The sequence below is a fragment of the Streptomyces sp. NPDC047028 genome (genome assembly GCF_040644095.1).
Lineage (GTDB): Bacteria > Actinomycetota > Actinomycetes > Streptomycetales > Streptomycetaceae > Streptomyces.
Map to the genome: position 1 here is coordinate 156,720 of NZ_JBEYVS010000005.1, position 23,183 is coordinate 179,902.

Consider the following 23,183-nt stretch of genomic DNA (forward strand, 5'->3'; position numbering starts at 1 on the left):
CAGCCTACTTTCCGGGACCCGTTGGGCGGCCGGCGTCGAATCCCTGATGCGGCGCGGCGTCGTCCCGTGGTGGGATGCGCCGATGAATGAGTCACTGCGCGCCCGTATCGAGCGGTACTACGCCACCGTGCCGTTGCTGTTCTCCGATGCCGAAGAGTACGGCTCGTTGCGGTTGTTCGTCCGGAAGGCTCCCGGTGCTCCGTACTACGGCGGGCCCAGCCACGCTCAGCCCACCGCAGCAGGGTCTTCGGAGGTTGCCGCCGCCGATATCGCCCGGGTACGGGCCCGGCAGCGCGAGTTGAGTGTGCCGGAGGCCTTCGAGTGGCTGGCGGAGGCGGCGCCGGCCATGCGGGCCCGTGTCGAGGATGCCGGACTGCCGGTGGCGGAACGCCCGTTGATGGCGGTGAGTCCCGACCAGCCGGTCGTATCGGGCCCGTTGCCGGACGGGGTGACGGTCCGCGCGCTGACGGCCGACGATCCTGCGTTGCCCGCGGCCCTCGCCCTTCCCCGTCTGGCCTTTGCCGAGGTGGGCACCGCGCTGGGCTCTGCGGGCCGCGAGGAGTTGGCGGCGGTGGCCGGGGAACTGTCCGGGGACGGCACGGTGGCAGCGGTACGGCCCACCATCCGCGCGGGGCACAAGACGCTCGTCGCCGCCCTCGACCCGGACGGCACCCCCCTGGCCGTCGGTCACTACCACCCGGCGAACGGCACCACCGAGATCGGCGGGATCGGCACCCTTCCGACCGCCCGTCGTCAGGGTCTGGCCGCCGCTGTCACCGCGGCCCTCGTCGAGCACGCCCGCGAGCACGGGGTGCGCACCGTCTTCCTCGCCTATGCGGAGGAGACCGTCGCCCGGATCTACGCACGCCTCGGCTTCCGTCCCGCCGGCAGCACCCTCCTGATCGCCAACCAGCCTGCTCGGTCATAGGCCCGGCCGGCCCCGGCCTCTCACCCGAGATGCGTGGGCGCGAACATCCGCAGCACCGCCGGGAGTACGACGACCGAGGGGCCGGGGGATGCCAGGGCCTTCGCCAGGTCCGATTCAAGGGACTCGGGGGTCGTCCTGACCCCCGGAACGCCGAAGGACTCCGCGAGGGCGGCGTAGTCGGGGCGGGTCAGCTCTGTTGCTGTGGGGCGGCCGAAGGCGTCGGTCATGTATTCGCGGAGGATGCCGTAGCCGCCGTCGTCGACGATCAGCCAGGTGACGGGGAGGTCGTACTGGCGGGCGGTGGCGAGTTCGGCGATGGAGTAGAGGGCGCCGCCGTCGCCGGAGACGGCGAGGACGGGGCGGCTGGGGTCGGCCGCCGCGGCGCCGAGGGCCGCGGGGAAGCCGTAGCCGAGGCCGCCCGCGCCCTGGGCCGAGTGCATGGTGTTGGCGCCCCGGGGGTCGAAGGCCGACCAGGCCCAGTAGGACAGGATCGTCATGTCCCAGAAGGACGGGGAGGTGGCGGGCAGGGCCCGGCGGACCGAGGCGAGGACCGCCTGTTCGAGGGTGAGGTCCTGGGCCTCGATGCGGGCGTGGACCTGGGTCAGGACCTCGTGGACGCGGTCGGGGGCGGTCGCATCTTCGCGCTCCTCCACCGTTTCCAGCAGGGCCTGGAGGGCCAGGCGGGCGTCGGCGTGGATGCCGAGGGCCGGGTGGTTGGACTCCAGTTTGCCGAGGTCGGCCTCGATCTGGATGACCCGGCCGCGCGGCTTGAACGTGTGGTAGTTGGAGGAGAGTTCGCCCAGGCCGGAGCCCACCACGAGCAGGACGTCTGCGTCCTCCAGGAAGTCCGTCGTGTGGCGGTCCTCCAGCCAGGACTGGAGGGACAGGGGGTGGTTCCAGGGGAACGCGCCCTTGCCTCCGAAGGTCGTCACCACCGGGGCCGACAGGCGCTCGGCCAGGGCGCGCAGCTTGCCCGAGGCGTCCGCGCGTACGACCCCGCCGCCCGCGATGATCACCGGGCGGGAGGACGAGGACAGCAAGTGCGCTGCCAGCGCCGTCAGTTCGGGGCGCGGGACCAGGTCGTCCGGGAGGGCCTCGGGGGCTGTGACGACGGGAAGCTCCGTCGGTGCGAGCAGGACGTCCTGGGGGATCTCCACCCACACCGGGCCGTGTGGTGCCGTGAGCGCCGACTTCCAGGCCTCGGCGATCGCGGAGGGGATCTGGGACTGGGTGCGGGCCGTGTGGACCGACTTGACGACGCCCCGGAACGAGGCCGCCTGGTCGGGGAGTTCGTGCAGGTAGCCGTGGCGGCCGCCGCCCAGGCCGGCCGTGGGGACCTGGCTGCTGATGGCCAGCACGGGGGCTGAGGCGGCCGCCGCCTCCTGGAGTGCGGCGAGGGAGGTGAGCGCGCCGGGGCCCGTGGAGAGGAGCAGGGGGGCCGCCTCGCCGGTGACACGGCCGTACGCGTCCGCCGCGAAGCCCGCGTTGTTCTCCACCCGCAGGCCGATGTAGCGCATGGAGGAGCGGCCGAGGGCGTCGAACATGCCGAGCGCGTGCTGGCCGGGCAGGCCGAAGACGGTCGTCGCGCCCAGCCCGGCCAAGGTCTCCACGACCAGGTCTCCGCCGATGCGCCCCGGGGGTGGATTCAGGGCGGCGGCCGTCTGGGCGGGCGTCGGGCGGAGTTCCAGGTCGTGGTCGTGCGTCACTTCTCGCGCGCCTCGGCAATCTGTCGGCTCATGATCGTGGTCAGTTCGTACGCGGTGTGGGAGGCCGCCACCGAGGTGATCTCCGCGTGGTCGTACGCGGGGGCGACCTCGACGACGTCCGCCGACACCAGGTTGCACGAGGCGAGTCCGCGCAGGATCTCCAGCAGCTCGCGGGAGGTCATGCCGCCGGCCTCCGGGGTGCCGGTGCCGGGGGCGTGGGCCGGGTCGAGGCAGTCGATGTCGATGGAGATGTACAGCGGGCGGTCGCCGATGCGCTGGCGCAGCTGGTCGGCGACCTCGTCGGCGCCCCGGCGGTAGACGTCCGCGGAGGTGACGATGCCGAAGCCCATCTTCTCGTCGTCGGTGAGGTCCTGCTTGCCGTACAGCGGGCCGCGGGTGCCGACGTGGGAGAGGGCCGAGGTGTCGAGGATGCCCTCCTCCACCGCCCGGCGGAACGGGGTGCCGTGCGTGTACTCGGCGCCGAAGTAGGTGTCCCAGGTGTCGAGGTGGGCGTCGAAGTGGAGCAGCGCGACCGGGCCGTGCTTCTTCGCGACCGAGCGGAGCAGGGGCAGGGCGATGGTGTGGTCGCCGCCCAGGGTCATCAGGCGGGCGCCGGTGCCGAGGAGGTCGTCGGCGGCCGCCTCGATGGTGTCCACGGCCTCGTTGATGTTGAACGGGTTGACGGCGATGTCGCCGCCGTCCGCCACCTGCGCCAGGGCGAACGGGGAGGCGTCCTGCGCCGGGTTGTAGGGGCGCAGCAGCCGGGACGCCTCGCGGATGGCGTTGCCGCCGAAGCGGGCGCCCGGCCGGTACGAGACACCCGAGTCGAACGGCACGCCCACGACGGCGACGTCGGCGGTACCGACCTCGTCGAGGCGGGGCAGCCGGGCGAAGGTGGCCGGGCCGGCGTACCGCGGGACGCGGGAGGAGTCGACGGGGCCGCGGGGCGTCTCGTTGCTGCTCATGGGATGTGCCTTCTTTCTTGCGCTTCGTCGCGCTTGTGGCGCTTCGCTATGACTCTACTGGTGAGCCGGGACGGGTTCGGACACGAGTTCGGGGGCCTTTCCGGCGAGGCGGGCCCGCCAGGCGGTCAGGACGGCCTCGTCGGTGGGCTTCGTCGCCAGGGACACGACGACGTAGGCGGCCAGGGAGGCCAGCAGGCCGTAGTAGACGGGTTCGTTGGCGAGGATGCCGTAGCCCGCCATCAGGCCGATGACGGCGAGCCCGCCGACGATCACTGCGGCCAGCGCGCCCTGGACGGTGCCGCGCTTCCACAGCAGGCCGCCGAGGATGGGGACGAGGAGGCCGCCGACGAGGAGGTTGTACGCCACGGTCAGCGCCTCGACGACGTTGTTGAGGGCGATGGCCGTCCCGATCACCGCGACGCCCATGATCAGGATGAAGGCGCGGTTGCCCCGGACCTCGTCGTGCGCTTCGTCCCGTGTGGCGTCGGTGCGGCGGATCGCGCCGCGCAGCCGCGACCAGATGTCGTTGTTGGCCACCGTCGCGCAGGCGATCAGCGCGCCCGAGGAGGTGGACATCACCGCGGCCAGCGCGGCGGCCAGCACCAGGCCGCGCACACCGACGGGCAGTTCGTCCTTGACGATGGTGGCGAAGGCGTCGTCGGGACTGCCGAGGGTGGGGTAGAGCACCTTGGCGGCGGTGCCGATGACCGCGCCGGCGAGTGCGTAGAGCAGGCAGTAGGTGCCGGCGACCGTGCCGCCGAGGCGGGCGGTGCGGTCGCTGCGGGCGGTGAACACGCGCTGCCAGATGTCCTGGCCGATGAGCATGCCGAAGGTGTAGATCAGGACGTAGGTGAAGATCGTCTCGCCGCCGATGCCCAGCGGGTCGAAGTAGGAGGTCGGCAGCTTCGCCTTCATCGCGCCGAACCCACCCGCCTTGACCACGGCGATGGGCAGCAGGAGCAGGAGCACGCCGATCGTCTTGACGACGAACTGCACCATGTCGGTGAGCGTGATGGACCACATACCGCCGAGCGTGGAGTAGGCGACGACGATGGCGCCGCCGAGGATGATCGCGACGGTCCGGTTCATGTCGAAGAGGACGTCGAAGATGGTGGCGTAGGCGATGGTCGAGGTCACCGCGAGCATCAGCGTGTACGCCCACATGACCACACCGGAGATCACGCCGGCGCGGCCGCCGTAGCGCAGGTCCAGCATCTCGGAGACGGTGTAGACCTTCAGGCGGGCGATCCGGGCCGAGAAGAACACCGACAGGGCGAGCAGGCCGACGCCGATGGTGAAGACCATCCAGGCGCCGGAGAGGCCGTACTGGTAGCCGAGCCCGACCCCGCCGATGGTGGAGGCGCCGCCGAGGACGATGGCCGCCATGGTGCCGGAGTACATCACGGGGCCGAGGCGGCGGCCCGCCACCAGGAACTCGCTCTTGGACCTGGCGCGGCGCATGCCCCACCAGCCCATGGCCAGCATGCCGGCCAGATACAGGACGATCACGGTGTAGTCGACGGCCATTCAGGACCCTCCTTCGCGCACTTCCGGTGGCGTGTCGTGCAGATGCGGCGGGGACGTGACGGCAGCGGCTCGCGGGGACATCCGCCCGTACCCGCGGCTACCGTGCGCCCTTGACACTAGGTGGCCGGAAAGCGACTGCGAAGTGTACGTTTCATCCATTCGAGCCGTGCGGGATGGAGGAAACGCACACCATGCCGGACCCGGCCCCCTCCCCTGTCGTCCCGCCCACCCCGGCGATCCCGCTGTCGGCCCTGCTGGCCCGGGAGGACCTCGCGCTGCGGCAGATCGCCGGGCCCTCCGGCCCGGACCTGGTGATCCACGCGGCCCACACCTCGGAGATGTCCGACCCGTACCCGTACCTGCTGGGCGGCGAGCTGCTGCTGACGGCGGGGGTGCACGTCCCGGAGACGGCGGTCGGGGAGCCGGCCGGGACGGACACGGCGGTCGGGGAGCCGGCCGGGACGGACACGGCGGTCCGGGGGCCGGCCGGGACGGGAGCCGCCGGGACGGGAGCCGCCGCCCAGGATGCCCCGGGCCCGGATGCCACCGCCCCGGATGCCGCCGACCCGGGGTCGTACTTCGACACCTACGTCTCCCGGATCGTCGCCGCCGGTGGCGCCGCCCTCGGTTTCGGGCTCGCCCCGCTCCACGACACCGTGCCGCCCGCGCTCGTCGCGGCCTGCGAGGCGTACGGCCTGCCGCTGCTGGAGGTTCCGCCGCAGACCACGTTCTCCGGGGTGGCCCGCGCGGTGTGGCAGCTGATGGCCCGCGCCCGCATGGCGGAACTGCGCCGGGTCACCGACGCCCAGCAGGGCCTCGCGGCGGCCGCCGCCCGGCCCGACCCGGTCCCCTCGGTCCTGCGCCGGCTCGCCCGGCGCCTGACGGGCCGCGCGGTCCTGTACGGCCCCGACGGCACGGAGGTCGCGAGCGCGGGCCGGGACCCGGCCGAGGGGGTGGGCGCGGCCCTGGCGGAGCTGACGGCGGTCGTCAGGCCCGGGCCGGACCAGCCGCAGCCCCCCGCCTCCGCGACCGACACCCTGGCCGAAACCCACCTGTCGGCCTACGCCCTCGGCGCCGGGGACGGCTTCGTCCTCGGCGTGGCGACCGTCCACCGGGAGCCCGGCGACCACACCATCGCCTCCGTCGCCGCCGTGCTGCTCTCCCTCCTCACCGGCGAGCACCACAGCGGGGCCGGTACGGCGCGCTCCTCGGCGCTGGTGCGGCTGCTGCTCGGGGCGCCGCCCGAGGAGGTCGCGCCGTTGCTCGGTGCGGAGCGGTGGGTCGTCGTGCACGCCCGCCCGGAGCGCCGGCTCCCGGACGCGGTGGCCGCTTCCGCCCTGGGCGCGGCGCTGGGCTCCCCGCTGCTCGACCTGGCCCACGACGTCGTACGGCTCCTGGTGCCGGCCGAGCGGCGGCCGGACGGTCCACATCCCGGGTGGACCCTCGGGGTCAGCGCGGCCGTCGAGCCGCCAAAGTGGCCGGCGGCCGACACCCAGGCGGCGCACGCCCTGGCCCGCGCCCGCGCCACCCGCGCCCCACTGGTCCGGCACGGCGACCGCATGGCGCTGGACGACCTGGTGCCGGGTGCCGACGCGGAGGCGCACGCCCAGACGCTCCTCGCACCCCTCGCAGGCCACCCCGCGCTGCCCGGGACGCTGCGCACCTGGCTGTCGCTGCACGGCAGTTGGGACCGTACGGCGGTGGCACTCCAGGTGCACCGCAACACCGTGCGGCAGCGGATCGCCCGCTGTGCGGCGCTGCTGGACGCCGACCTGGACGATCCGGACGTACGGATGGAACTGTGGTTCGCGCTGCGGAAACACTGAGTGCTGAGCCGGGTGACCCGTGTCCCAGCGCTCGATATGGCGGAGACGCGCCCCCGCGGGCTGCCTCACAATGGGGGGCATGCCGATATCCGGGACACCCAGCCGCGCCCAGCTCGTCGACCACCTGGTGAGGACCCGTATCGCGGGCGACGTCGCCACGCCCCGCGAGAACAACCTCTCCCACTACCGCAGGCTGGCGAACGGCGACCGGAACTTCTGGCTGGGTCTTGAGCTGGGCGAGCGCTGGACGGACGAGCAGGACGTGCTCGCGGTGATGGCGGAGCGGGTGGGCGTCAGCGACGACCCGGAGCACCGGTACGGGCAGGACACCATCGACCCGGAGCTGACCGTGGACGCGCTGGAGCGGCTCGCGCGCCGGCTGCGCAAGGCGGCCGACGCCCGCCAGCGGGTGCTGTTCGCCACCGGCCACCCCGGCGGACTGCTGGACGTGCACCGGGCGACAGCCGCCGCGCTGCGCGCCGCCGGCTGCGAGATCGTCGTCATCCCGGACCAATTGCAGACGGACGAGGGGTACGTGATGCAGTTCGCCGACGTGGCCGTCCTGGAGCACGGCGCGAGCCTCTGGCACACGCACTCCGGTGAGCCGATGCGCGCCATCCTGACGGCACTTGAGCGCGAGGGCCGCCCGCTGCCGGACCTCGTGGTCGCCGACCACGGCTGGGCGGGATACGCGGCCCAGCACGGCATCGACTCCGCCGGCTACGCCGACTGCAACGACCCGGCCCTCTTCCTCGCCGAGTCCGAGGGCACCCTCCAGGTCGCCGTCCCCCTCGACGACCACGTCATCAGCCCCCGCTACTACGACCCGATGACGTCGTACCTGTTGTCGGAGGCGGGGTTGGCCTGATCGCCGCGGCCGCGCCCGACTCAAGATCAAATCCAGCTCAACAACAAGCAAGATCATCGCAAAGTCCTGGGCGGCGAATCGCCCCAAAAGGTTCTCTACTGACCAGTAATTCCTCTCTCGTTCTGCTCGGAGTCGACTAGTTTCGACGCGGCCCTGACATGACCGCCAGGGCCCACAACAGAACACAAAACGGGAGAAACCATGCGGAAGCTGGCAGTGGGCGCCATCACGGCGGCCCTCTTCGCTGCGGGGGCAGGAACCGCGTTCGCCGCCTCTTGGCACACCATTCCGACCCTGTCGACCGGTGGCGGCAAGTTCTACGCCGGGCAGTACAAGTTCTGGCCGGCCGGCCAGCACCACGGCTCCTTCGAGTGGAAGGGCAAACTCCAGGACACCGACAAGGGTGACGGGCACAACGTGTACATGCAGGTGAAGGTCGAGGGTCACAGCTGGAGCCGGTACAACGGCAAGCAGAAGAAGACCGTGCCGCTGGACTACTACAACTGGGACGGCGCCGAGCGGTACACCGAGGACGCCTACATACGCGTGTGCCGGGACAAGGGCTCGTTCCACCCGGACAACTGCTCCGTGACCAAGCACTACAAGCGGTAGCGGCGATCCACCGGTGAGACCATGGGGCCCAGGTGCGAACCTGGGCCCATCCGCTTCTTGGGGGAAGTCATCACTACGTCAGAAATTCTGTCTGCCACGGGAGTTGACCTCTCCTACGGCAGTCACCTCGCCGTGCGCGGTGTGCATCTGTCGGTCGCGCGCGGGGAAGTGGTCGCGATCACCGGGCAGAGCGGGTCGGGGAAGTCGTCGCTGCTGTACTGCCTGGCCGGAGTTCTGCCGGCGGGGCGCGGGCGGGTGCGTTTCGAGGGGCGGGTGCTCGCGGACCTCGACGACGAGCAGATCAGTTCGCTGCGCCGGGAGAGCTTCGGATTCGTGTTCCAGTACGGGGAGTTGCTGCCCGAGCTGACCATCGAGGAGAACACCGCGCTCCCCCTCCGCCTCGCCGGACAGCGCAAGAAGCCCGCGCTGGCGGCGGCGGGTGCGGTGCTGGACCGTCTCGGACTCGGCGAGCTGCGGGAACGGCGGCCCTCACAGGTGTCCGGCGGCCAGAGCCAGCGCGTCGCCGTGGCCCGGGCGCTGGTCCACCGCCCGGCCGTCGTCTTCGCCGACGAGCCGACGGGCTCCCTGGACAGCGCCAACGCGTCCGCCGTGCTGGAGGAGTTCCTGGACCTGGCACGCTCCCAGGGCACCGCCGTCGTCCTGGTGACGCACGACCCGGCGGTCGCCGCGCGGGCCGACAGCCGTTACACGATGGCCGACGGCGTCCTCACCCCGCGGGAGGCGGCGTGAGGGAGCTCCTGCTCGGCCTGCGCCTGCTGTCCGGCGCCGGCCGGGGCAACCGCGTCCGCTTCTTCCTGATGGCGGCGGGCAGTTCGCTCGGTGTGTGCTGCCTCGCCCTCGTCCTGACCATCCCGGCGATCCTCGACGCGCACGACGGCCGGGCCGCGGCCCGTGAGCCCCGCACGACGTCGGCACGGCACGCGGGGCCCGGCGCCACGCTCGTCCTGGAGCGGACGGACCCCCACGGGTCCAGACCGTTCACCCGGGTCTTCGTCGCCAGGGGAAGCCGTGGCAGGCAGGCCCCGCCGCCCGGGCTCGGCGAACTCCCCCGTCCCGGGCAGCTGTTCGTCTCGCCGCGGCTGCACGACCTGCTGCGCTCCGAGCCCGCCCTCAAGGGACTCCTGCCGGGCCGCGAGAAGGGGCTCATCGGCCCGGCCGGCCTCGCGGACCCCGACGAGCTGTACGCCTACGTCGGCACGACCCGGCCCCGGATCACCGGCGACTCCGACACCGCGGCCCTGAAATCCTTCGGCTACCCCTACGCCCCGGTCCCCGTCGTCGAGCCCTCCACCCTCACCAACCTCCGCTTCGCCCTGGCCACCCTGGTCCTGCTCCCGCTGGCCGTCTTCCTCTCGGTCTGCGCCCGCCTCTCCGCCGCCAGCCGCACCCGCCGGCTCGCCTCGCTGCGCCTGCTGGGCCTGAGCACCCGGGGCACCCAGCGCGTGAACGCCGCCGAGACCGTCGCCGCGGCGCTGCTCGGCTCACTCCTCGGACTCGGGGAGTACTGGATCCTCAACCAGGTCATGGCCCGCTCCGGCCTGCCCTCCCTGCGCTGGTATCCGGCCGACGGCGCCCTGTCCTGGACGACTGTCGCCCTCTGCCTCCTCGGCTGCCCGGCGCTGGCCTGGTTCACCGGCCGGGCCAGCGCCCGCAAGGCCGCGGCCGATCCGCTGGCGGTACGGCGGACGGCCGTACCGAAGCCGCCGCGCAGGTGGGGCGGGCTGCTGCTGGTCACGGGGCTCGGCGTCGTCACGGGCTACTGCGCGACCGGGCTCACGAGCCACCCCGCCACGAGCGACGGCGTGAACGGGCTCCTCGTCGTGGCCGGCGTGCTGCTCACCGGCGCCGGACTCGTGCTGACCCTCCCGTGGCTGTCGTACCTGCTCGCCCGGAAGGTGGCCGGCACCACGCAGTCCCTGACGCTCAATCTGGCGATGCGCCGCACAGAGGTCGAGCCGGGCAGCACCCTGCGCGTGGTCACCGGGCTGGTGCTGCTCGTGTTCGCCGCGTCGCTCGCGCAGGGCGTGCTGATCGAGTTCGAGGAGGTCAGCAGGCCCAGCAATCCCGTCCAGGACTACTCCCTGCCGCTCTCGGCCGTCACCGGACAGGAGCAGAGCCGGCTGGCCGGACTGCCGGGGATACGCGCCCACGCCGTCACGATGGACTCCTGGACCGACCCCCGTTCCTCCGACGTCCCGACCCAGGCCACGGCCCTGGTCGCCACCTGCGCCCAGCTGTCCCGGCTGGTCGAGCGGGCCGACGGCTGCGAGGACGGGCAGGTCATGCGCCTGGTCGATCCGAACAGCGCCGCCGACCCGGACATCCGCCCGGGAGCCGCCTTCCCGTTCCACCTGCGTGAGGGAACGCGCCAGGTGTCCCTGAAGCTCACGATCCCGACCGCCACGGTCGTCTTCCGGCCCTACGACCCCTCCGCGGTGGGCGGCGCGTCGGTGATCCTGCCGCCGTCGGCGCTGCCGGCGCACGCCCGGCCGCAGTCGGGCGCGTTCGTCCTGGACAGCGCCTCCGACTCCGGCACGGTCCGCTCGGTCCTCGACGGCATCGGCGCGGTCGCGCCCACCGTCGCCGTGGAGCCGGTCGGCGTCAACGTCGACAGCCTCCAGCAGATCGCGGTCATCGAGACGCTGCTGGTCCTCGGCATGATCATGGGAATGGTGATCGGCGTCGGGGCCTTCCTGGTCTCCGTGACGGACCGGGCCGTCGAACGCCGGGCGCAGATCACGGCGATCACCCTCATCGGGGCCCGGACCCGCACCCTCCGGGCGGTGCAGAGCACCCAGGTGGTCCTCCCGCTGACCATCGGCCTGGTCCTCGCCCTGGTGAGCGGCAAGCTCGCCGAGTCCAGCTATCTCGTCACCGGGGGCGGCGCGGTCCGCTGGGACTTCGCCGGGATCCCGCTGCTGGCGTGCGCGGCGCTGGGCGTGGTGGTCGCGGCGACGCTGGGCACCCTGCCGCTGGTGGGCAGGCGCATCGACCCGGAGCTGATCCGCAGGGACTGAGGGGCCCCGGGGGGGAGGGCGGGTCAGCGGGGGACGCGGACCACGCCCTCCTGGATGACCGTGATGGCGAGGCGGCCGTCCTGGGTGTAGATGCGGGCCTGGCCGAGGCCTCGGCCCCCGTGGGCCGACGGGGACTCCTGGTCGTACAGGAGCCACTCGTCGGCGCGGAACGGGCGGTGGAACCACATCGCGTGGTCCAGGGAGGCGCCGACCACGTCGCCGACGGCCCAGCCGCCGCGCCCGTGCGCGAGCAGGACCGAGTCGAGCAGGGTCATGTCGGACACGTAGGTGGCGAGGACGACGTGCAGCAGGGGGTCGTCGTCGAGCTTGCCGTTGGTGCGGAACCACACCTGCGAGTGCGGCTCGCGCGGCTCGCCGAAACTGCCGTACGGCGGCTCCTCGACGTAGCGAAGATCGATCGCCTCGCGCGCCTCCAGGAAGCGTTCGACGACCTCGGAGCCGAGGTGGTCGTAACCACGCAGGCGTTCCTGCGAGGTGGGCAGGGTCGCCGGGTCGGGTGAGGCCGGCATCGGCGCCTGGTGGTCCAGGCCCTCCTCGTACGTCTGGAAGGACGCCGAGAGGTGGAAGATCGGCTTGCCGTGCTGGACGGCGACGACGCGGCGCGTGGTGAAGGAGCGGCCGTCGCGGATGCGGTCGACCGTGTAGACGATCGGCGCGCCCGGGTCGCCGGGGCGCAGGAAGTAGGCGTGCAGCGAGTGGGCGGGCCGGTCCGCGGGGACCGTGCGCCCGGCGGCGACCAGCGCCTGCGCCGCGACCTGCCCGCCGAAGACACGGGGTACGACAGCGGAGCGGGACTGGCCGCGGAAGATGTTCTCCTCGATCTGCTCCAGGTCGAGCAGATCGAGGAGATCCTGGAGTGCCTGGCTCATGGGATCTAGTTGTACAGGCCAGCGATGACCGGTGGTCCTACAGGCCCATGTCCTTCGCGATGATCGTCTTCATGATCTCGCTGGTGCCGCCGTAGATGCGGTTGACGCGGTTGTCCGCGTACAGGCGGGCGATCGGGTACTCGTTCATGTAGCCGTAGCCGCCGTGCAGCTGGAGGCAGCGGTCGATGACGCGGTGGGCGACCTCGGTGCAGAACAGCTTGGCGGAGGCGGCCTCGGCGGGGGTCAGCTCACCGGCGTCCAGCGCCTCCGTCGCGCGGTCGGCGACGGCCTCGGCGGCGTCCACCTCGGCCTGGCAGGCGGCCAGCTCGAACTTGGTGTTCTGGAAGTGGGCGACCGGCTTGCCGAAGACGGTGCGCTCCCGCACGTACTCCTTGGCGAACCGGACGGCGGCCTTGGCCTGCGCGTAGGCGCCGAAGGCGATGCCCCAGCGCTCGGACGCCAGGTTGTGGCCCAGGTAGTAGAAGCCCTTGTTCTCCTCGCCCAGCAGGTCCTCGACCGGCACCTTCACGTCGACGAACGCCAGCTCGGCGGTGTCGGAGGTGCGCAGGCCCAGCTTGTCCAGCTTGCGGCCGATGGAGTAGCCCTCGGACTTGGTGTCCACGGCGAACAGGGAGATGCCGTGGCGGCGGTCCTCGGCGGTCGGGGCGGAGGTCCGGGCGCAGACGATGACCTTGTCGGCGTGCACACCGCCGGTGATGAAGGTCTTGGCGCCGTTGAGGACGTAGTGCGTGCCGTCCTCGGAGAGCTTGGCGGTGGTCTTCATGCCCGCGAGGTCGGAGCCGGTGCCCGGCTCGGTCATCGCGATGGCCCACATCTCCTCGCCGGTGACGAACTTCGGCAGGAACCGCTTCTTCTGCTCGTCCGTGGCCAGCATCTTGATGTACGGCAGGGCGAGCAGCACGTGCACACCGGAGCCGCCGAACTGCACACCCGCGCGCGCGGTCTCCTCGTACAGGACGGCCTCGAACTTGTGGCTGTCCATGCCGGCGCCACCGAACTCCTCGGGCACGTTGATGCCGAAGATGCCCAGCTCACCGAGCTTGTAGTAGAAGTCGCGCGGGGCCTGCCCGGCCGCGAACCACTCGTCGTAGACGGGAACGACCTCGGCCTCGATGAAGGCGCGAAGGGTCTCCCGGAACGCCTCGTGATCCTCGTTGAACACCGTACGGCGCACTTCCGCCACCTCCACGTACCTTGGCTGGACAGCCCCTGTCTAAGCGCTTGCTCACACAAAGGTACCGGCGAGTAGTACAAGGAGTAAAGAACCGATCCTCGTAACCCCGGTCACGCGGACCCCGCCAGGGGCACGGGGTGAAGCCCCGCACCCCCTCCGGCTCAGCCCGCCGCGGCGAAAGCACCCCTCGCCATCCGGTGCAGCAGATCCGCGGTGGTCCCCCGACCAGGCAGTGTGCCGGCACGACCAAGATGCGGCGTCGAGTTCAGCAGCCCGAACACCGAATGCACAGCCGACCGCGCCGCAGGCTCCCGCAGCCCGGGATACACCTCCCGCACCACCTGCACCCACAGCTCGACGTACTGCCGCTGCAACTGCCGCACCAGCTTCCGGTCGCTGTCGCGGAGGCGGTCCAGCTCGCGGTCGTGCAGGGTGATGAGGGGACGGTCGTCGAGGGCGAAGTCGATGTGGCCCTCGATGAGGGAGTCGAGCACCGCGGCGGGGTCCGCCGCACCGTCGGCCCCCGCCCCGGCCGCCGCCTCCGCCTCCGCCAGGCGCCGCTTCGCGCCCGTCAGGAGCTGCCCGCTGATGCCCACGAGCAGTTCGGCGAGCATGGCGTCCTTGCCGGGGAAGTGGCGGTAGAGGCCGGGGCCGCTGATGCCGACGGCGGCGCCTATCTCGTCGACCCCGACACCGTGGAAGCCGCGCTCGGCGAACAGCCGGGCGGCCTCCTTCAGGATCTGCTCGCGCCGGGTGGGGGCGTCGGTTCTGGTGACCATGCCGCCAATTCTAGACAGGGAGGTTAGCGGTCGTTAACCTGTGAGGGATGGTTAACGCTCATTAACAGTCGACCACTGGGTGAGGGGTACCGCAGGATGCACGAGGCACCGGAGCTTCACAGCGCGGCTGATCCCGCGTCGGAGGCCTGGCGGGGCAATGAAAAGGCCCACCTCGCCCTCGTCGAGGAGCTGCGCGGCAAGCTGGCCGCGGTGGCGCTCGGCGGCGGCGAGCGGGCGAGGTCCAGGCACACCGCGCGCGGCAAGCTGCTGCCGAGGGACAGGGTGGACACCCTGCTCGACCAGGGCTCACCGTTCCTGGAGCTGGCGCCCCTGGCCGCCGACGGGATGTACGACGGCCAGGCCCCGGCCGCCGGTGTGATCGCCGGGATCGGCAGGGTCAGCGGGCGCGAGTGCGTGATCGTCGCCAACGACGCCACCGTCAAGGGCGGCACGTACTACCCGATGACGGTGAAGAAGCACCTCCGCGCCCAGGAGGTGGCCCTGGAGAACCGCCTCCCCTGCCTGTACCTGGTCGACTCCGGCGGCGCGTTCCTGCCGATGCAGGACGAGGTCTTCCCCGACCGCGAGCACTTCGGGCGGATCTTCTACAACCAGGCCCGCATGTCGGGCGCCGGCATCCCGCAGATCGCGGCGGTCCTCGGCTCCTGCACGGCCGGCGGGGCGTACGTGCCGGCGATGAGCGACGAGGCCGTGATCGTCCGCAACCAGGGCACGATCTTCCTGGGCGGCCCGCCCCTGGTGAAGGCGGCCACGGGTGAGGTCGTCACCGCCGAGGAGCTGGGCGGCGGCGAGGTGCACTCCCGCACCTCGGGCGTCACCGACCACCTCGCCGAGGACGACGCGCATGCGCTCAGGATCGTCCGGAACATCGTCGCCACGCTCCCGGCCCGGCGGTCCCTGCCCTGGGAGGTCGTGCCGGCCGTCGAGCCGAAGGTGGACCCCGCCGGGCTGTACGGCGCGGTTCCGGTGGACTCCCGCACCCCCTACGACGTGCGGGAGATCATCGCGCGCGTGGTCGACGGCTCGCGGTTCGCCGAGTTCAAGAGCGAGTACGGCCAGACACTGATCACCGGCTTCGCCCGGATCCACGGCCACCCGGTGGGGATCGTCGCCAACAACGGCATCCTGTTCGGCGAGTCCGCCCAGAAGGGCGCCCACTTCATCGAGCTGTGCGACCAGCGCGGCATCCCGCTGGTGTTCCTGCAGAACATCTCCGGTTTCATGGTCGGCAAGGACTACGAGGCGGGCGGCATCGCCAAGCACGGCGCCAAGATGGTGACGGCCGTGGCGTGCACGCGCGTGCCCAAGCTGACCGTCGTGGTCGGCGGTTCGTACGGGGCGGGCAACTACTCGATGTGCGGCCGGGCCTACTCCCCCCGCTTCCTGTGGATGTGGCCCAACGCCAAGATCTCCGTGATGGGCGGCGAGCAGGCGGCCTCCGTCCTCGCCACCGTCAAGCGCGACCAGTTGGAGGCGCGCGGCGAGGAGTGGGCGGCTCAGGACGAGGACGCCTTCAAGGCGCCGATCCGCGCGCAGTACGAGCGCCAGGGCAGCGCCTATTACGCCACCGCCCGGCTGTGGGACGACGGCGTGATCGACCCCATGGAAACCCGTCAGGTGCTCGGGCTCGCCCTGACCGCCTGTGCCAACGCGCCTCTGGGAGACCCCCAGTTCGGCGTCTTCCGGATGTGAGGACAGGAACCGTGTTCGACACAGTGCTGGTCGCCAACCGGGGCGAGATCGCCGTCCGGGTGATGCGGACGCTGCGTGCCATGGGCGTGCGTTCGGTGGCGGTCTTCTCCGACGCCGACGCCGACGCACGGCATGTGCGCGAGGCCGACACGGCGGTCCGGATCGGCCCGCCGTCCGCGACGGAGAGCTATCTGTCCATCGACAACATCCTTCAGGCGGCCGCCCGTTCCGGCGCGCAGGCCGTCCACCCGGGGTACGGGTTCCTCGCCGAGAACGCGGCCTTCGCGCGGGCGTGCGAGGAGGCGGGGCTGGTGTTCATCGGCCCGTCGGCGGACGCGATCACCCTGATGGGCGACAAGATCCGCGCCAAGGAGACGGTGAAGGCGGCCGGGGTCCCGGTCGTGCCCGGCTCCAGCGGCAGCGGGCTGACGGACGAGCAGCTCGCCGAGGCCGCCCACGAGATCGGGACGCCGGTGCTGCTGAAGCCGTCGGCCGGCGGTGGCGGCAAGGGCATGCGCCTGGTGCGGGACGCCGAGAAGCTGGCCGAGGAGATCGCCGCCGCCCGCCGCGAGGCCCGCGCCTCCTTCGGCGACGACACGCTCCTGGTCGAGCGCTGGGTGGACACCCCCCGGCACATCGAGATCCAGGTGCTGGCGGACGGCCACGGCAACGTCGTCCACCTGGGCGAGCGCGAGTGCTCGCTGCAGCGCCGCCACCAGAAGATCATCGAGGAGGCGCCCAGCGTGCTCCTCGACGAGGAGATCCGGGCCGCGATGGGCGAGGCGGCCGTGCAGGCGGCCCGCTCCTGCGGGTACCGGGGCGCGGGCACGGTGGAGTTCATCGTGCCGGGCGGCGACCCGTCGTCGTACTACTTCATGGAGATGAACACCCGTCTCCAGGTGGAGCACCCGGTCACCGAGCTGATCACCGGCCTGGACCTGGTGGAGTGGCAGCTGCGGGTGGCGGCCGGGCAGCGCCTGGGCTTCGCCCAGGAGGACATCACCCTCACCGGGCACGCGGTGGAGGCCCGCATCTGCGCCGAGGACCCCGCGCGCGGCTTCCTCCCGTCCGGCGGCACCGTGCTGCGGCTGGCCGAGCCGCAGGGCGACGGCGTCCGCACCGACTCCGGGCTCAGCGAGGGCACCGAGGTCGGCAGCCTGTACGACCCGATGCTGTCCAAGGTGATCGCCTACGGCCCCGACCGCGAGACCGCGCTCAGGAAGCTCCGGTCGGCGCTGGCGGGCACGGTGACGCTGGGGGTGCAGACCAACGCGGGCTTCCTGCGCCGGCTGCTGGCCCACCCGGCGGTCGTGGCGGGCGACCTGGACACCGGACTGGTCGAGCGGGTGGTGGACGACCTGGTCTCCACGGACGTACCCGAGGAGGTGTACGAGGCGGCGGCGGCCGTCCGCCTGGACGCGCTCCAGCCCCGCGCGGAAGGCTGGACCGACCCGTTCTCGGTGCCGGACGGCTTCCGTCTCGGCGGCACCCCGAAGCCGCCCGTCTTCCACCTGCGGGCGCAGGAGCCGGTGGCGTACACCCCGCGCGGCGCGCACACCGTCACCGGGGACCGGGTGACCGTCACCCTGGACGGCGTCCGGCACACCTTCCACCGGGCCGCCGACTGGCTGGGCCGGGACGGCGACGCCTGGCAGGTCCGCGACCACGACCCGGTGGCCGCGTCCCTGACCGGCGCCGCGCACGCGGGCGCCGACTCCCTCACCGCGCCGATGCCCGGCACCGTGACGGTGGTGAAGGTCGCCGTCGGCGACGAGGTGGCCGCCGGGCAGAGCCTGCTGGTGGTGGAGGCGATGAAGATGGAGCACGTCATCTCCGCCCCGCACGCCGGCACGGTCGCCGAACTGGACGTGACTCCGGGCTCGACGGTCGCCATGGACCAGGTGCTGGCCGTCATCGCCCCCACCGAGGAGGCGGCGCAGTGAGCACCGACGGACTGCCGATGACCGTCCCGGCCCTGGATCTGCCCTCCCGGGTGCGGATCTACGAGGTGGGCGCGCGCGACGGCTTGCAGAACGAGAAGGGGGCCGTGCCGACGCCGGTGAAGGCGGAGTTCATCCGCCGGCTGGCCGACGCGGGCCTGACGACGATCGAGGCGACGAGCTTCGTCCACCCCAAGTGGGTGCCCCAACTGGCCGACGCCGAGGACCTGTTCCCGCAGATCTCCGGCCTCGACGCCGAACTGCCCGTCCTCGTCCCCAACCAGCGCGGCCTGGACCGGGCCCTCGCGCTGGGCGCCCGCGGCATCGCGGTGTTCGCCAGCGCCACCGAGTCCTTCGCCAAGGCCAACCTCAACCGGACGCTGGAGGAGTCCCTCGCCGTGTTCGAGCCGGTGGTCCGCCAGGCCAAGGACGCCGGGGTGCGCGTGCGCGGCTACGTCTCCATGTGCTTCGGCGACCCCTGGGAGGGCGGCGTCCCCCTCCCCCAGGTGGTCCGCGTCTGCACGGCCCTGCGTGACATGGGCTGTGACGAGCTGAGCCTCGGCGACACGATCGGCGTGGCCACCCCGGGCCATGTGCGCGCGCTGCTGGGCCGGTTGAACGAGGCGGGCGTGGCCACGGACACGATCGGCGTCCACTTCCACGACACGTACGGCCAGGCGCTCGCCAACACGTACGCGGCCCTGCAGCACGGCGTGACCACGGTCGACGCCTCCGCGGGCGGCCTCGGCGGCTGCCCGTACGCCAAGTCCGCCACCGGCAACCTCGCCACCGAAGACCTCGTCTGGATGCTGCACGGACTCGGCATCGAGACCGGGGTCGACCTCGGCCGTCTGACCGCCACGAGCGTGTGGATGGCCGAACAGCTGGGCCGGCCCAGCCCGTCCCGCACCGTCCGCGCCCTCGGCACAACGACACAGCCCCACAAGGACAAGTGATCAGCATGGACCACCGTCTCAGCCCCGAGCTGGAGGAACTCCGCCGCACGGTGGAGGCGTTCGCGCACGACGTCGTGGCGCCGAAGATCGGCGACTTCTACGAGCGCCACGAGTTCCCCTACGAGATCGTCCGCGAGATGGGCCGCATGGGCCTGTTCGGCCTGCCGTTCCCCGAGGAGTACGGCGGCATGGGCGGCGACTACCTGGCCCTCGGCATCGCCCTGGAGGAACTGGCCCGGGTGGACTCCTCGGTGGCGATCACCCTGGAGGCCGGGGTCTCCCTCGGCGCGATGCCGCTGCATTTGTTCGGCACCGAGGAGCAGAAGCGCGAGTGGCTGCCCCGTCTGTGCTCCGGCGAGATGCTGGGCGCGTTCGGCCTGACCGAGCCGGACGGCGGCAGCGACGCCGGCGCCACCCGCACCACGGCCCGCCTGGACGCGGACACGAACGAATGGGTGATCAACGGCACCAAGTGCTTCATCACCAACTCGGGCACGGACATCACCGGGCTGGTCACGGTCACCGCCGTCACGGGCCGCAAGCCGGACGGCCGCCCGCAGATCTCGGCGATCATCGTCCCGTCCGGCACGCCGGGCTTCACGGTCGCCGCGCCCTACTCCAAGGTCGGCTGGAACGCCTCCGACACCCGCGAGCTGTCCTTCCAGGACGTCCGCGTCCCGGCGGCCAACCTGCTCGGCGAGGAGGGCCGGGGCTACGCGCAGTTCCTGCGCATCCTGGACGAGGGCCGCATCGCCATCGCCGCCCTCGCCACGGGTCTGGCCCAGGGCTGTGTGGACGAGTCGGTCAAGTACGCCCAGGAGCGCCACGCCTTCGGCAAGCCGATCGGCGCCAACCAGGCGATCCAGTTCAAGATCGCCGACATGGAGCTGAAGGCGCACACGGCCCGGCTCGCCTGGCGTGACGCCGCGTACCGGCTGGTGGCCGGCGAGCCTTTCAAGAAGGAGGCGGCGATGGCCAAGCTGTACTCCTCGACGGTCGCCGTCGACAACGCCCGCGAGGCCACGCAGGTCCACGGCGGCTACGGCTTCATGAACGAGTACCCGGTGGCCCGCATGTGGCGCGACTCCAAGATCCTGGAGATCGGCGAGGGCACGAGCGAGGTCCAGCGGATGCTGATCGCCCGCGAGCTGGGGCTCGCGGGCTGAGACCGGGCGGGCGGACCGCGTGCACTGCGCGGTCCGCCCGCGTCGGCCCCGGCCGGTGCCGGGCCGGGACGGTCAGCCGGCCGAGGACGCCTCTTCCGGGGCGTTCAGCAGGGCCTGCGGCAGGTAGGCCGACCGGACGTTCAGGTCCCAGCCGTGCACCTGGACCGCCAGCGCCGCCAGGGCGATCGTCTTCAGCGGGAGCAGGCTCCGGGGCGGCGCGTCCGAGGGCACGCTCTCCCGGTGCTGGACGAGACGCCGCTGGAGCGCCTGCTCGAACGCCGGCTGGTTGTCCTCCACGAGCACCCGCAACAGCCGCTGGTCCGGCGTCAGTTCACCGAGGGCGTTCAGCAGCAGCGCGCCGTCGAGGCGTTCGTCGACCTCCGGCATGCACAGCGTCCGCGCCGGCCAGTCCCGGGGCAGGTGCCCGGAAGCCTCGGTCAGATAGCAGGCGAGGGTGTCCATCTCCGCCAGCTCGCCCGGGTCCGAGACGGAGTCCAGCTTCGAGTAGGGCACCCCGTCCCGGATGGCGGGCGCGTGGTCGTTCCGCAGGACGAGCCCGATGGCGCGGTCCTGTTCCCGGACCAGTCCGCTGACCACGCACAGCGCGAAGGCGTCCAGCCAGTCCCCGGCGGTGGACGCGTGCTCCACCGCCTCACCCAGGGCCAGGTCCTCGCTGCTGAGGCTCTCTCCGATGAGGGGAAACGAGATCTCCTGGTCTCCGTCGGGAAAGGAGCCGAGGTCCAGGTAGCCCAGGGCGCACTCCGCCGCAGTGCGCAGGGCGAGGCGCGAGGGGCCGGAGCCGAGCCGGGGGTCCGTACGCGTGCGGGCGCCGACGTGGTCCAGGAGATCGTCCCGCGTCGCCCGCAGTTCCTCGTCGGCGTAGCAGTCGTACCTCATGGTGTGCCAACGGCTGTGCACCCGGTGGGCGATGTTCTCCAGCGCCCGCTCGATCCGCCGCTCACTCACCTCGTGGCCGGCCACTTCGATGATCGTCATGGACATCATCCTGGCACCGGACGCTGACACCGCCGCCACACCCCCTGGACGTTTAGTGAGGTTAGGCTAACCTATCTTCAACGTGTCCGACGGGCGTCCCGCCCCGGTCGAAAGCAGTCATGCCCATGTTCCGTAGCCCTGCCCCCTCCCTCACCCGCCGCGGTCTCCTCGCCGCGGGCGGCGCCCTCGGACTCGGCGCCGCGCTCGCCGCGTGCGGCGACGAGAAAAGCGGGAGCGACGGCTCCGGGACCGCGGCCAAGGGCGGGCCGTCCGGCCCCTGGAGCTTCAAGGACGACCGCGGTGCGACGGTGAAGCTGGACAAGGTCCCGGCGAACATCGTCGCCTTCACCGGAGTCGGCGCGGCCCTCCACGACTACGGCGTCCAGGTCAAGGGCGTCTTCGGCCCGACGACGACCAAGGACGGCAAGCCCGACGTCCAGGCAGGCGACATGGACGTCAGCGAGGTGACCGTCCTCGGCAACAGCTGGGGGCAGTTCAACATCGAGAAGTACGCCTCGCTCGCGCCGGACGTCCTGATCTCCACGATGTTCGACGACGCCGGCACGCTCTGGTACGTCCCGGAGGAGTCGAAGAAGAAGATCGCCCAACTCGCTCCCAGCGTCGGCATCTCCGTCTACGACCGTCAGCTCACCCAGCCGCTCCAGCGCATGTGGGCACTGGCCGAGTCGCTCGGCGGCGACATGAAGGCGGCGAAGGCGGTCGACGCGAAGAGGCGGTTCGAGGAGGCGGCGGGGCGGCTGCGGGCGGCGGCCAAGGCCAAGCCGGATATCAGGGTGATGGCCGGGTCCGCGAGCGACCAGCTGTTTTACGTGTCCGGTACCAACCTCTCCATCGACCTGGAGTACTTCAAGGCGCTCGGGGTGAACTTCGTGGAGCCGCCGGAGAGTGCGAAGAAGCAGGGTGGGGGTTGGTACGAGTCGCTCAGCTGGGAGAACGTCGACAAGTACAGGGCGGACATCATCATGATGGACGACCGGACCTCGGCGATCCAGCCCGCTGATATCAGCAAGGGGACGTGGAGGAAGTTGCCTGCGGTGCGGGCGGGGCAGGTTATCGGGCGGTCGCCCGAGCCGATTCTGTCTTACGACAAGTGTGTTCCGTTGCTTACGGGGTTGGCCTCCGCCCTGGAGAAGGCGAAGAAGGTCAGTTGAGATCTGCGGGTGCGTGGGGGCCGCGCCCCTAAGCAGGTCTGCCGCAGGCATGGTTGCAAGTTCGACGCTCATTCAGGAGTCTCTATGACTACCGCCGTTGCCAATCCCTACCGGTTCTTCTCGCTTCACGTGGTCCGCACTCTGCGGCTTGGGCCTTCTCTCGTTCGGGTTACTTTCGGCGGACCGGAGTTGGAAGCGTTCCGGTCTCTCGGGTGCGATCAGTCGCTGTCGGTCTTTCTGCCGCAGCCGGGGCAGGTCGAACCCGTTGTGCCCCTCGATCTCGGGGACGGATGGTGGCAGGCGTGGCGGGAGTTGCCCGAGGGGGTGCGGGCTGTGATGCGGTCGTACACCTTGCGGGCGTTGCGGCGGGAGCCGGACGAGATCGACATCGACTTCGCGCTGCACGGGGTGGGGCCGGCGTCCTCGTGGGCCGGGCGGGCCGGCGTCGGGGACCGGGTGCTGGTGCTCGGGCCGGCGGTCGCCGACAACCGGGCGATCCGGTTCCGGTCGCCTGAGGGGACCGATCTGGTGGTGATGTGGGGTGACGAGACCGCCGTACCCGCCGCGACCGCGATCCTTGAGGCCCTGCCCGCCGGGACGCGGGTGCGTGCCTGGCTGGAGGTGCCGCACGCCGGGGACATCCAGGACGTGGTGACGCGGGCGGACGCGGAGATCACCTGGCTGGTACGGCACGACGGGGCCCCCATGGCCGTCGACGCGGTACGGGCGGCGCGGCTGCCGCACGCCGAGCGGCCGTACGTGTGGATCGCGGGCGAGTCCGGGCGGGTGAAGGCGCTGCGCCGGCACTTCGTCGGCGAGCGGGGTGTCGACCGCCGCCGGGTCACCTTCGTCGGGTACTGGCGGCAGGGGATGACCGAGGAGCAGTTGAGGGCCGTCGGCGAGTAA

The 23,183-nt window shown here is 71.8% G+C and carries 19 protein-coding genes; 12 read left to right on the forward strand and 7 right to left on the reverse strand.

Going from position 1 to position 23,183, the window contains the following annotated elements:
- Nucleotides 1-82: 82 nt before the first annotated feature.
- Nucleotides 83-928 carry a GNAT family N-acetyltransferase gene (locus ABZ854_RS07105; protein WP_361205512.1) on the forward strand — a complete coding sequence of 282 codons (846 nt, stop codon included), beginning with the start codon at nt 83-85 and terminating at the stop codon, nt 926-928.
- A gap of 20 nt (nt 929-948) precedes the next feature.
- Here ABZ854_RS07105 and ABZ854_RS07110 read toward each other — a convergent pair whose 3' ends face one another.
- From ABZ854_RS07110 to ABZ854_RS07120, 3 genes are read right to left on the reverse strand one after another with little or no spacing between them, the layout of a single operon-like run.
- Entirely contained in the window at nt 949-2,634 is a 1,686-nt protein-coding gene (locus ABZ854_RS07110) for a thiamine pyrophosphate-binding protein (RefSeq protein ID WP_361205515.1), read from the reverse strand.
- On the reverse strand, nt 2,631-3,599 hold the full coding sequence (gene speB / locus ABZ854_RS07115; RefSeq protein ID WP_129309061.1) for an agmatinase: 969 nt from the start codon (nt 3,597-3,599) through the stop codon (nt 2,631-2,633). Before speB ends, ABZ854_RS07110 begins: the two co-directional genes overlap by 4 nt.
- Nucleotides 3,600-3,653: 54 nt before the next feature.
- A complete protein-coding gene (locus tag ABZ854_RS07120) occupies nt 3,654-5,126 on the reverse strand; it encodes a sodium:solute symporter (RefSeq protein WP_361205518.1) in 1,473 nt (490 codons plus the stop codon).
- Between the two features lie 191 nt (nt 5,127-5,317).
- Between ABZ854_RS07120 and ABZ854_RS07125 the strand changes: the two genes are divergently transcribed.
- From ABZ854_RS07125 to ABZ854_RS07145, 5 genes are all read left to right on the forward strand, one after another.
- Nucleotides 5,318-6,952: a helix-turn-helix domain-containing protein gene (locus tag ABZ854_RS07125; protein ID WP_361205521.1), complete on the forward strand. Its 1,635-nt coding sequence runs from the start codon at nt 5,318-5,320 to the stop codon at nt 6,950-6,952.
- A gap of 79 nt (nt 6,953-7,031) precedes the next feature.
- The gene (locus ABZ854_RS07130) at nt 7,032-7,820 is read left to right on the forward strand and encodes a phosphatase (RefSeq protein ID WP_361205524.1); all 789 of its coding nucleotides are present in this window, start codon (nt 7,032-7,034) and stop codon (nt 7,818-7,820) included.
- Nucleotides 7,821-8,021: 201 nt separating this feature from the next.
- Nucleotides 8,022-8,432, forward strand: coding sequence for a hypothetical protein (locus ABZ854_RS07135; RefSeq protein WP_361205527.1), 411 nt, complete (start codon nt 8,022-8,024; stop codon nt 8,430-8,432).
- A gap of 132 nt (nt 8,433-8,564) precedes the next feature.
- A complete protein-coding gene (locus tag ABZ854_RS07140; protein WP_361205530.1) occupies nt 8,565-9,182 on the forward strand; it encodes an ABC transporter ATP-binding protein in 618 nt (205 codons plus the stop codon).
- On the forward strand, nt 9,179-11,470 hold the full coding sequence (locus ABZ854_RS07145; protein ID WP_361205533.1) for an FtsX-like permease family protein: 2,292 nt from the start codon (nt 9,179-9,181) through the stop codon (nt 11,468-11,470). Before ABZ854_RS07140 ends, ABZ854_RS07145 begins: the two co-directional genes overlap by 4 nt.
- Nucleotides 11,471-11,493: 23 nt before the next feature.
- On the opposite strand, the gene tesB is transcribed toward ABZ854_RS07145, so the two are convergent.
- The 3 genes from tesB to ABZ854_RS07160 form a co-directional block, all read right to left on the reverse strand.
- The gene (gene tesB / locus ABZ854_RS07150; protein ID WP_361205536.1) at nt 11,494-12,360 is read right to left on the reverse strand and encodes an acyl-CoA thioesterase II; all 867 of its coding nucleotides are present in this window, start codon (nt 12,358-12,360) and stop codon (nt 11,494-11,496) included.
- 37 nt (nt 12,361-12,397) lie between these two features.
- Entirely contained in the window at nt 12,398-13,555 is a 1,158-nt protein-coding gene (locus tag ABZ854_RS07155) for an acyl-CoA dehydrogenase family protein (RefSeq protein ID WP_129309055.1), read from the reverse strand.
- A gap of 161 nt (nt 13,556-13,716) precedes the next feature.
- On the reverse strand, nt 13,717-14,334 hold the full coding sequence (locus tag ABZ854_RS07160; protein ID WP_361205538.1) for a TetR/AcrR family transcriptional regulator: 618 nt from the start codon (nt 14,332-14,334) through the stop codon (nt 13,717-13,719).
- 96 nt (nt 14,335-14,430) lie between these two features.
- Between ABZ854_RS07160 and ABZ854_RS07165 the strand changes: the two genes are divergently transcribed.
- From ABZ854_RS07165 to ABZ854_RS07180, 4 genes are read left to right on the forward strand one after another with little or no spacing between them, the layout of a single operon-like run.
- The gene (locus ABZ854_RS07165) at nt 14,431-16,047 is read left to right on the forward strand and encodes a carboxyl transferase domain-containing protein (RefSeq protein WP_361205541.1); all 1,617 of its coding nucleotides are present in this window, start codon (nt 14,431-14,433) and stop codon (nt 16,045-16,047) included.
- An 11-nt stretch (nt 16,048-16,058) separates the two neighbouring features.
- Nucleotides 16,059-17,990: an acetyl/propionyl/methylcrotonyl-CoA carboxylase subunit alpha gene (locus tag ABZ854_RS07170; RefSeq protein WP_361205544.1), complete on the forward strand. Its 1,932-nt coding sequence runs from the start codon at nt 16,059-16,061 to the stop codon at nt 17,988-17,990.
- Nucleotides 17,987-18,943: a hydroxymethylglutaryl-CoA lyase gene (locus tag ABZ854_RS07175; RefSeq protein WP_361205547.1), complete on the forward strand. Its 957-nt coding sequence runs from the start codon at nt 17,987-17,989 to the stop codon at nt 18,941-18,943. The genes ABZ854_RS07170 and ABZ854_RS07175 overlap by 4 nt, the downstream gene beginning before the upstream one ends.
- Nucleotides 18,944-18,948: 5 nt before the next feature.
- Nucleotides 18,949-20,109 (forward strand): acyl-CoA dehydrogenase family protein, encoded by a 1,161-nt coding sequence (locus tag ABZ854_RS07180; RefSeq protein WP_361205550.1) that lies wholly within the window; start codon nt 18,949-18,951, stop codon nt 20,107-20,109.
- A gap of 72 nt (nt 20,110-20,181) precedes the next feature.
- On the opposite strand, the gene ABZ854_RS07185 is transcribed toward ABZ854_RS07180, so the two are convergent.
- The gene (locus ABZ854_RS07185; protein ID WP_361205552.1) at nt 20,182-21,105 is read right to left on the reverse strand and encodes an immunity 49 family protein; all 924 of its coding nucleotides are present in this window, start codon (nt 21,103-21,105) and stop codon (nt 20,182-20,184) included.
- 119 nt (nt 21,106-21,224) lie between these two features.
- Here ABZ854_RS07185 and ABZ854_RS07190 point away from each other — a divergent pair, with 119 nt between their 5' ends.
- Both ABZ854_RS07190 and ABZ854_RS07195 read left to right on the forward strand, forming a co-directional pair.
- Nucleotides 21,225-22,277: an ABC transporter substrate-binding protein gene (locus ABZ854_RS07190; RefSeq protein ID WP_361205555.1), complete on the forward strand. Its 1,053-nt coding sequence runs from the start codon at nt 21,225-21,227 to the stop codon at nt 22,275-22,277.
- Nucleotides 22,278-22,361: 84 nt separating this feature from the next.
- Nucleotides 22,362-23,183, forward strand: a complete 822-nt coding sequence (locus ABZ854_RS07195; protein WP_361205558.1) for a siderophore-interacting protein — start codon at nt 22,362-22,364, stop codon at nt 23,181-23,183.

What these genes read in the sequence shown, in the direction of transcription:
- ABZ854_RS07105 (WP_361205512.1), top strand. Translation starts at nt 83, where the DNA reads ATGAATGAGTCACTGCGCGCCCGTATCGAGCGGTACTACGCCACCGTG.
- speB (WP_129309061.1), bottom strand. Translation starts at nt 3,599, where the DNA reads ATGAGCAGCAACGAGACGCCCCGCGGCCCCGTCGACTCCTCCCGCGTC.
- ABZ854_RS07120 (WP_361205518.1), bottom strand. Translation starts at nt 5,126, where the DNA reads ATGGCCGTCGACTACACCGTGATCGTCCTGTATCTGGCCGGCATGCTG.
- ABZ854_RS07125 (WP_361205521.1), top strand. Translation starts at nt 5,318, where the DNA reads ATGCCGGACCCGGCCCCCTCCCCTGTCGTCCCGCCCACCCCGGCGATC.
- ABZ854_RS07130 (WP_361205524.1), top strand. Translation starts at nt 7,032, where the DNA reads ATGCCGATATCCGGGACACCCAGCCGCGCCCAGCTCGTCGACCACCTG.
- ABZ854_RS07135 (WP_361205527.1), top strand. Translation starts at nt 8,022, where the DNA reads ATGCGGAAGCTGGCAGTGGGCGCCATCACGGCGGCCCTCTTCGCTGCG.
- tesB (WP_361205536.1), bottom strand. Translation starts at nt 12,360, where the DNA reads ATGAGCCAGGCACTCCAGGATCTCCTCGATCTGCTCGACCTGGAGCAG.
- ABZ854_RS07160 (WP_361205538.1), bottom strand. Translation starts at nt 14,334, where the DNA reads ATGGTCACCAGAACCGACGCCCCCACCCGGCGCGAGCAGATCCTGAAG.
- ABZ854_RS07165 (WP_361205541.1), top strand. Translation starts at nt 14,431, where the DNA reads ATGCACGAGGCACCGGAGCTTCACAGCGCGGCTGATCCCGCGTCGGAG.
- ABZ854_RS07180 (WP_361205550.1), top strand. Translation starts at nt 18,949, where the DNA reads ATGGACCACCGTCTCAGCCCCGAGCTGGAGGAACTCCGCCGCACGGTG.
- ABZ854_RS07185 (WP_361205552.1), bottom strand. Translation starts at nt 21,105, where the DNA reads ATGACGATCATCGAAGTGGCCGGCCACGAGGTGAGTGAGCGGCGGATC.
- ABZ854_RS07190 (WP_361205555.1), top strand. Translation starts at nt 21,225, where the DNA reads ATGCCCATGTTCCGTAGCCCTGCCCCCTCCCTCACCCGCCGCGGTCTC.
- ABZ854_RS07195 (WP_361205558.1), top strand. Translation starts at nt 22,362, where the DNA reads ATGACTACCGCCGTTGCCAATCCCTACCGGTTCTTCTCGCTTCACGTG.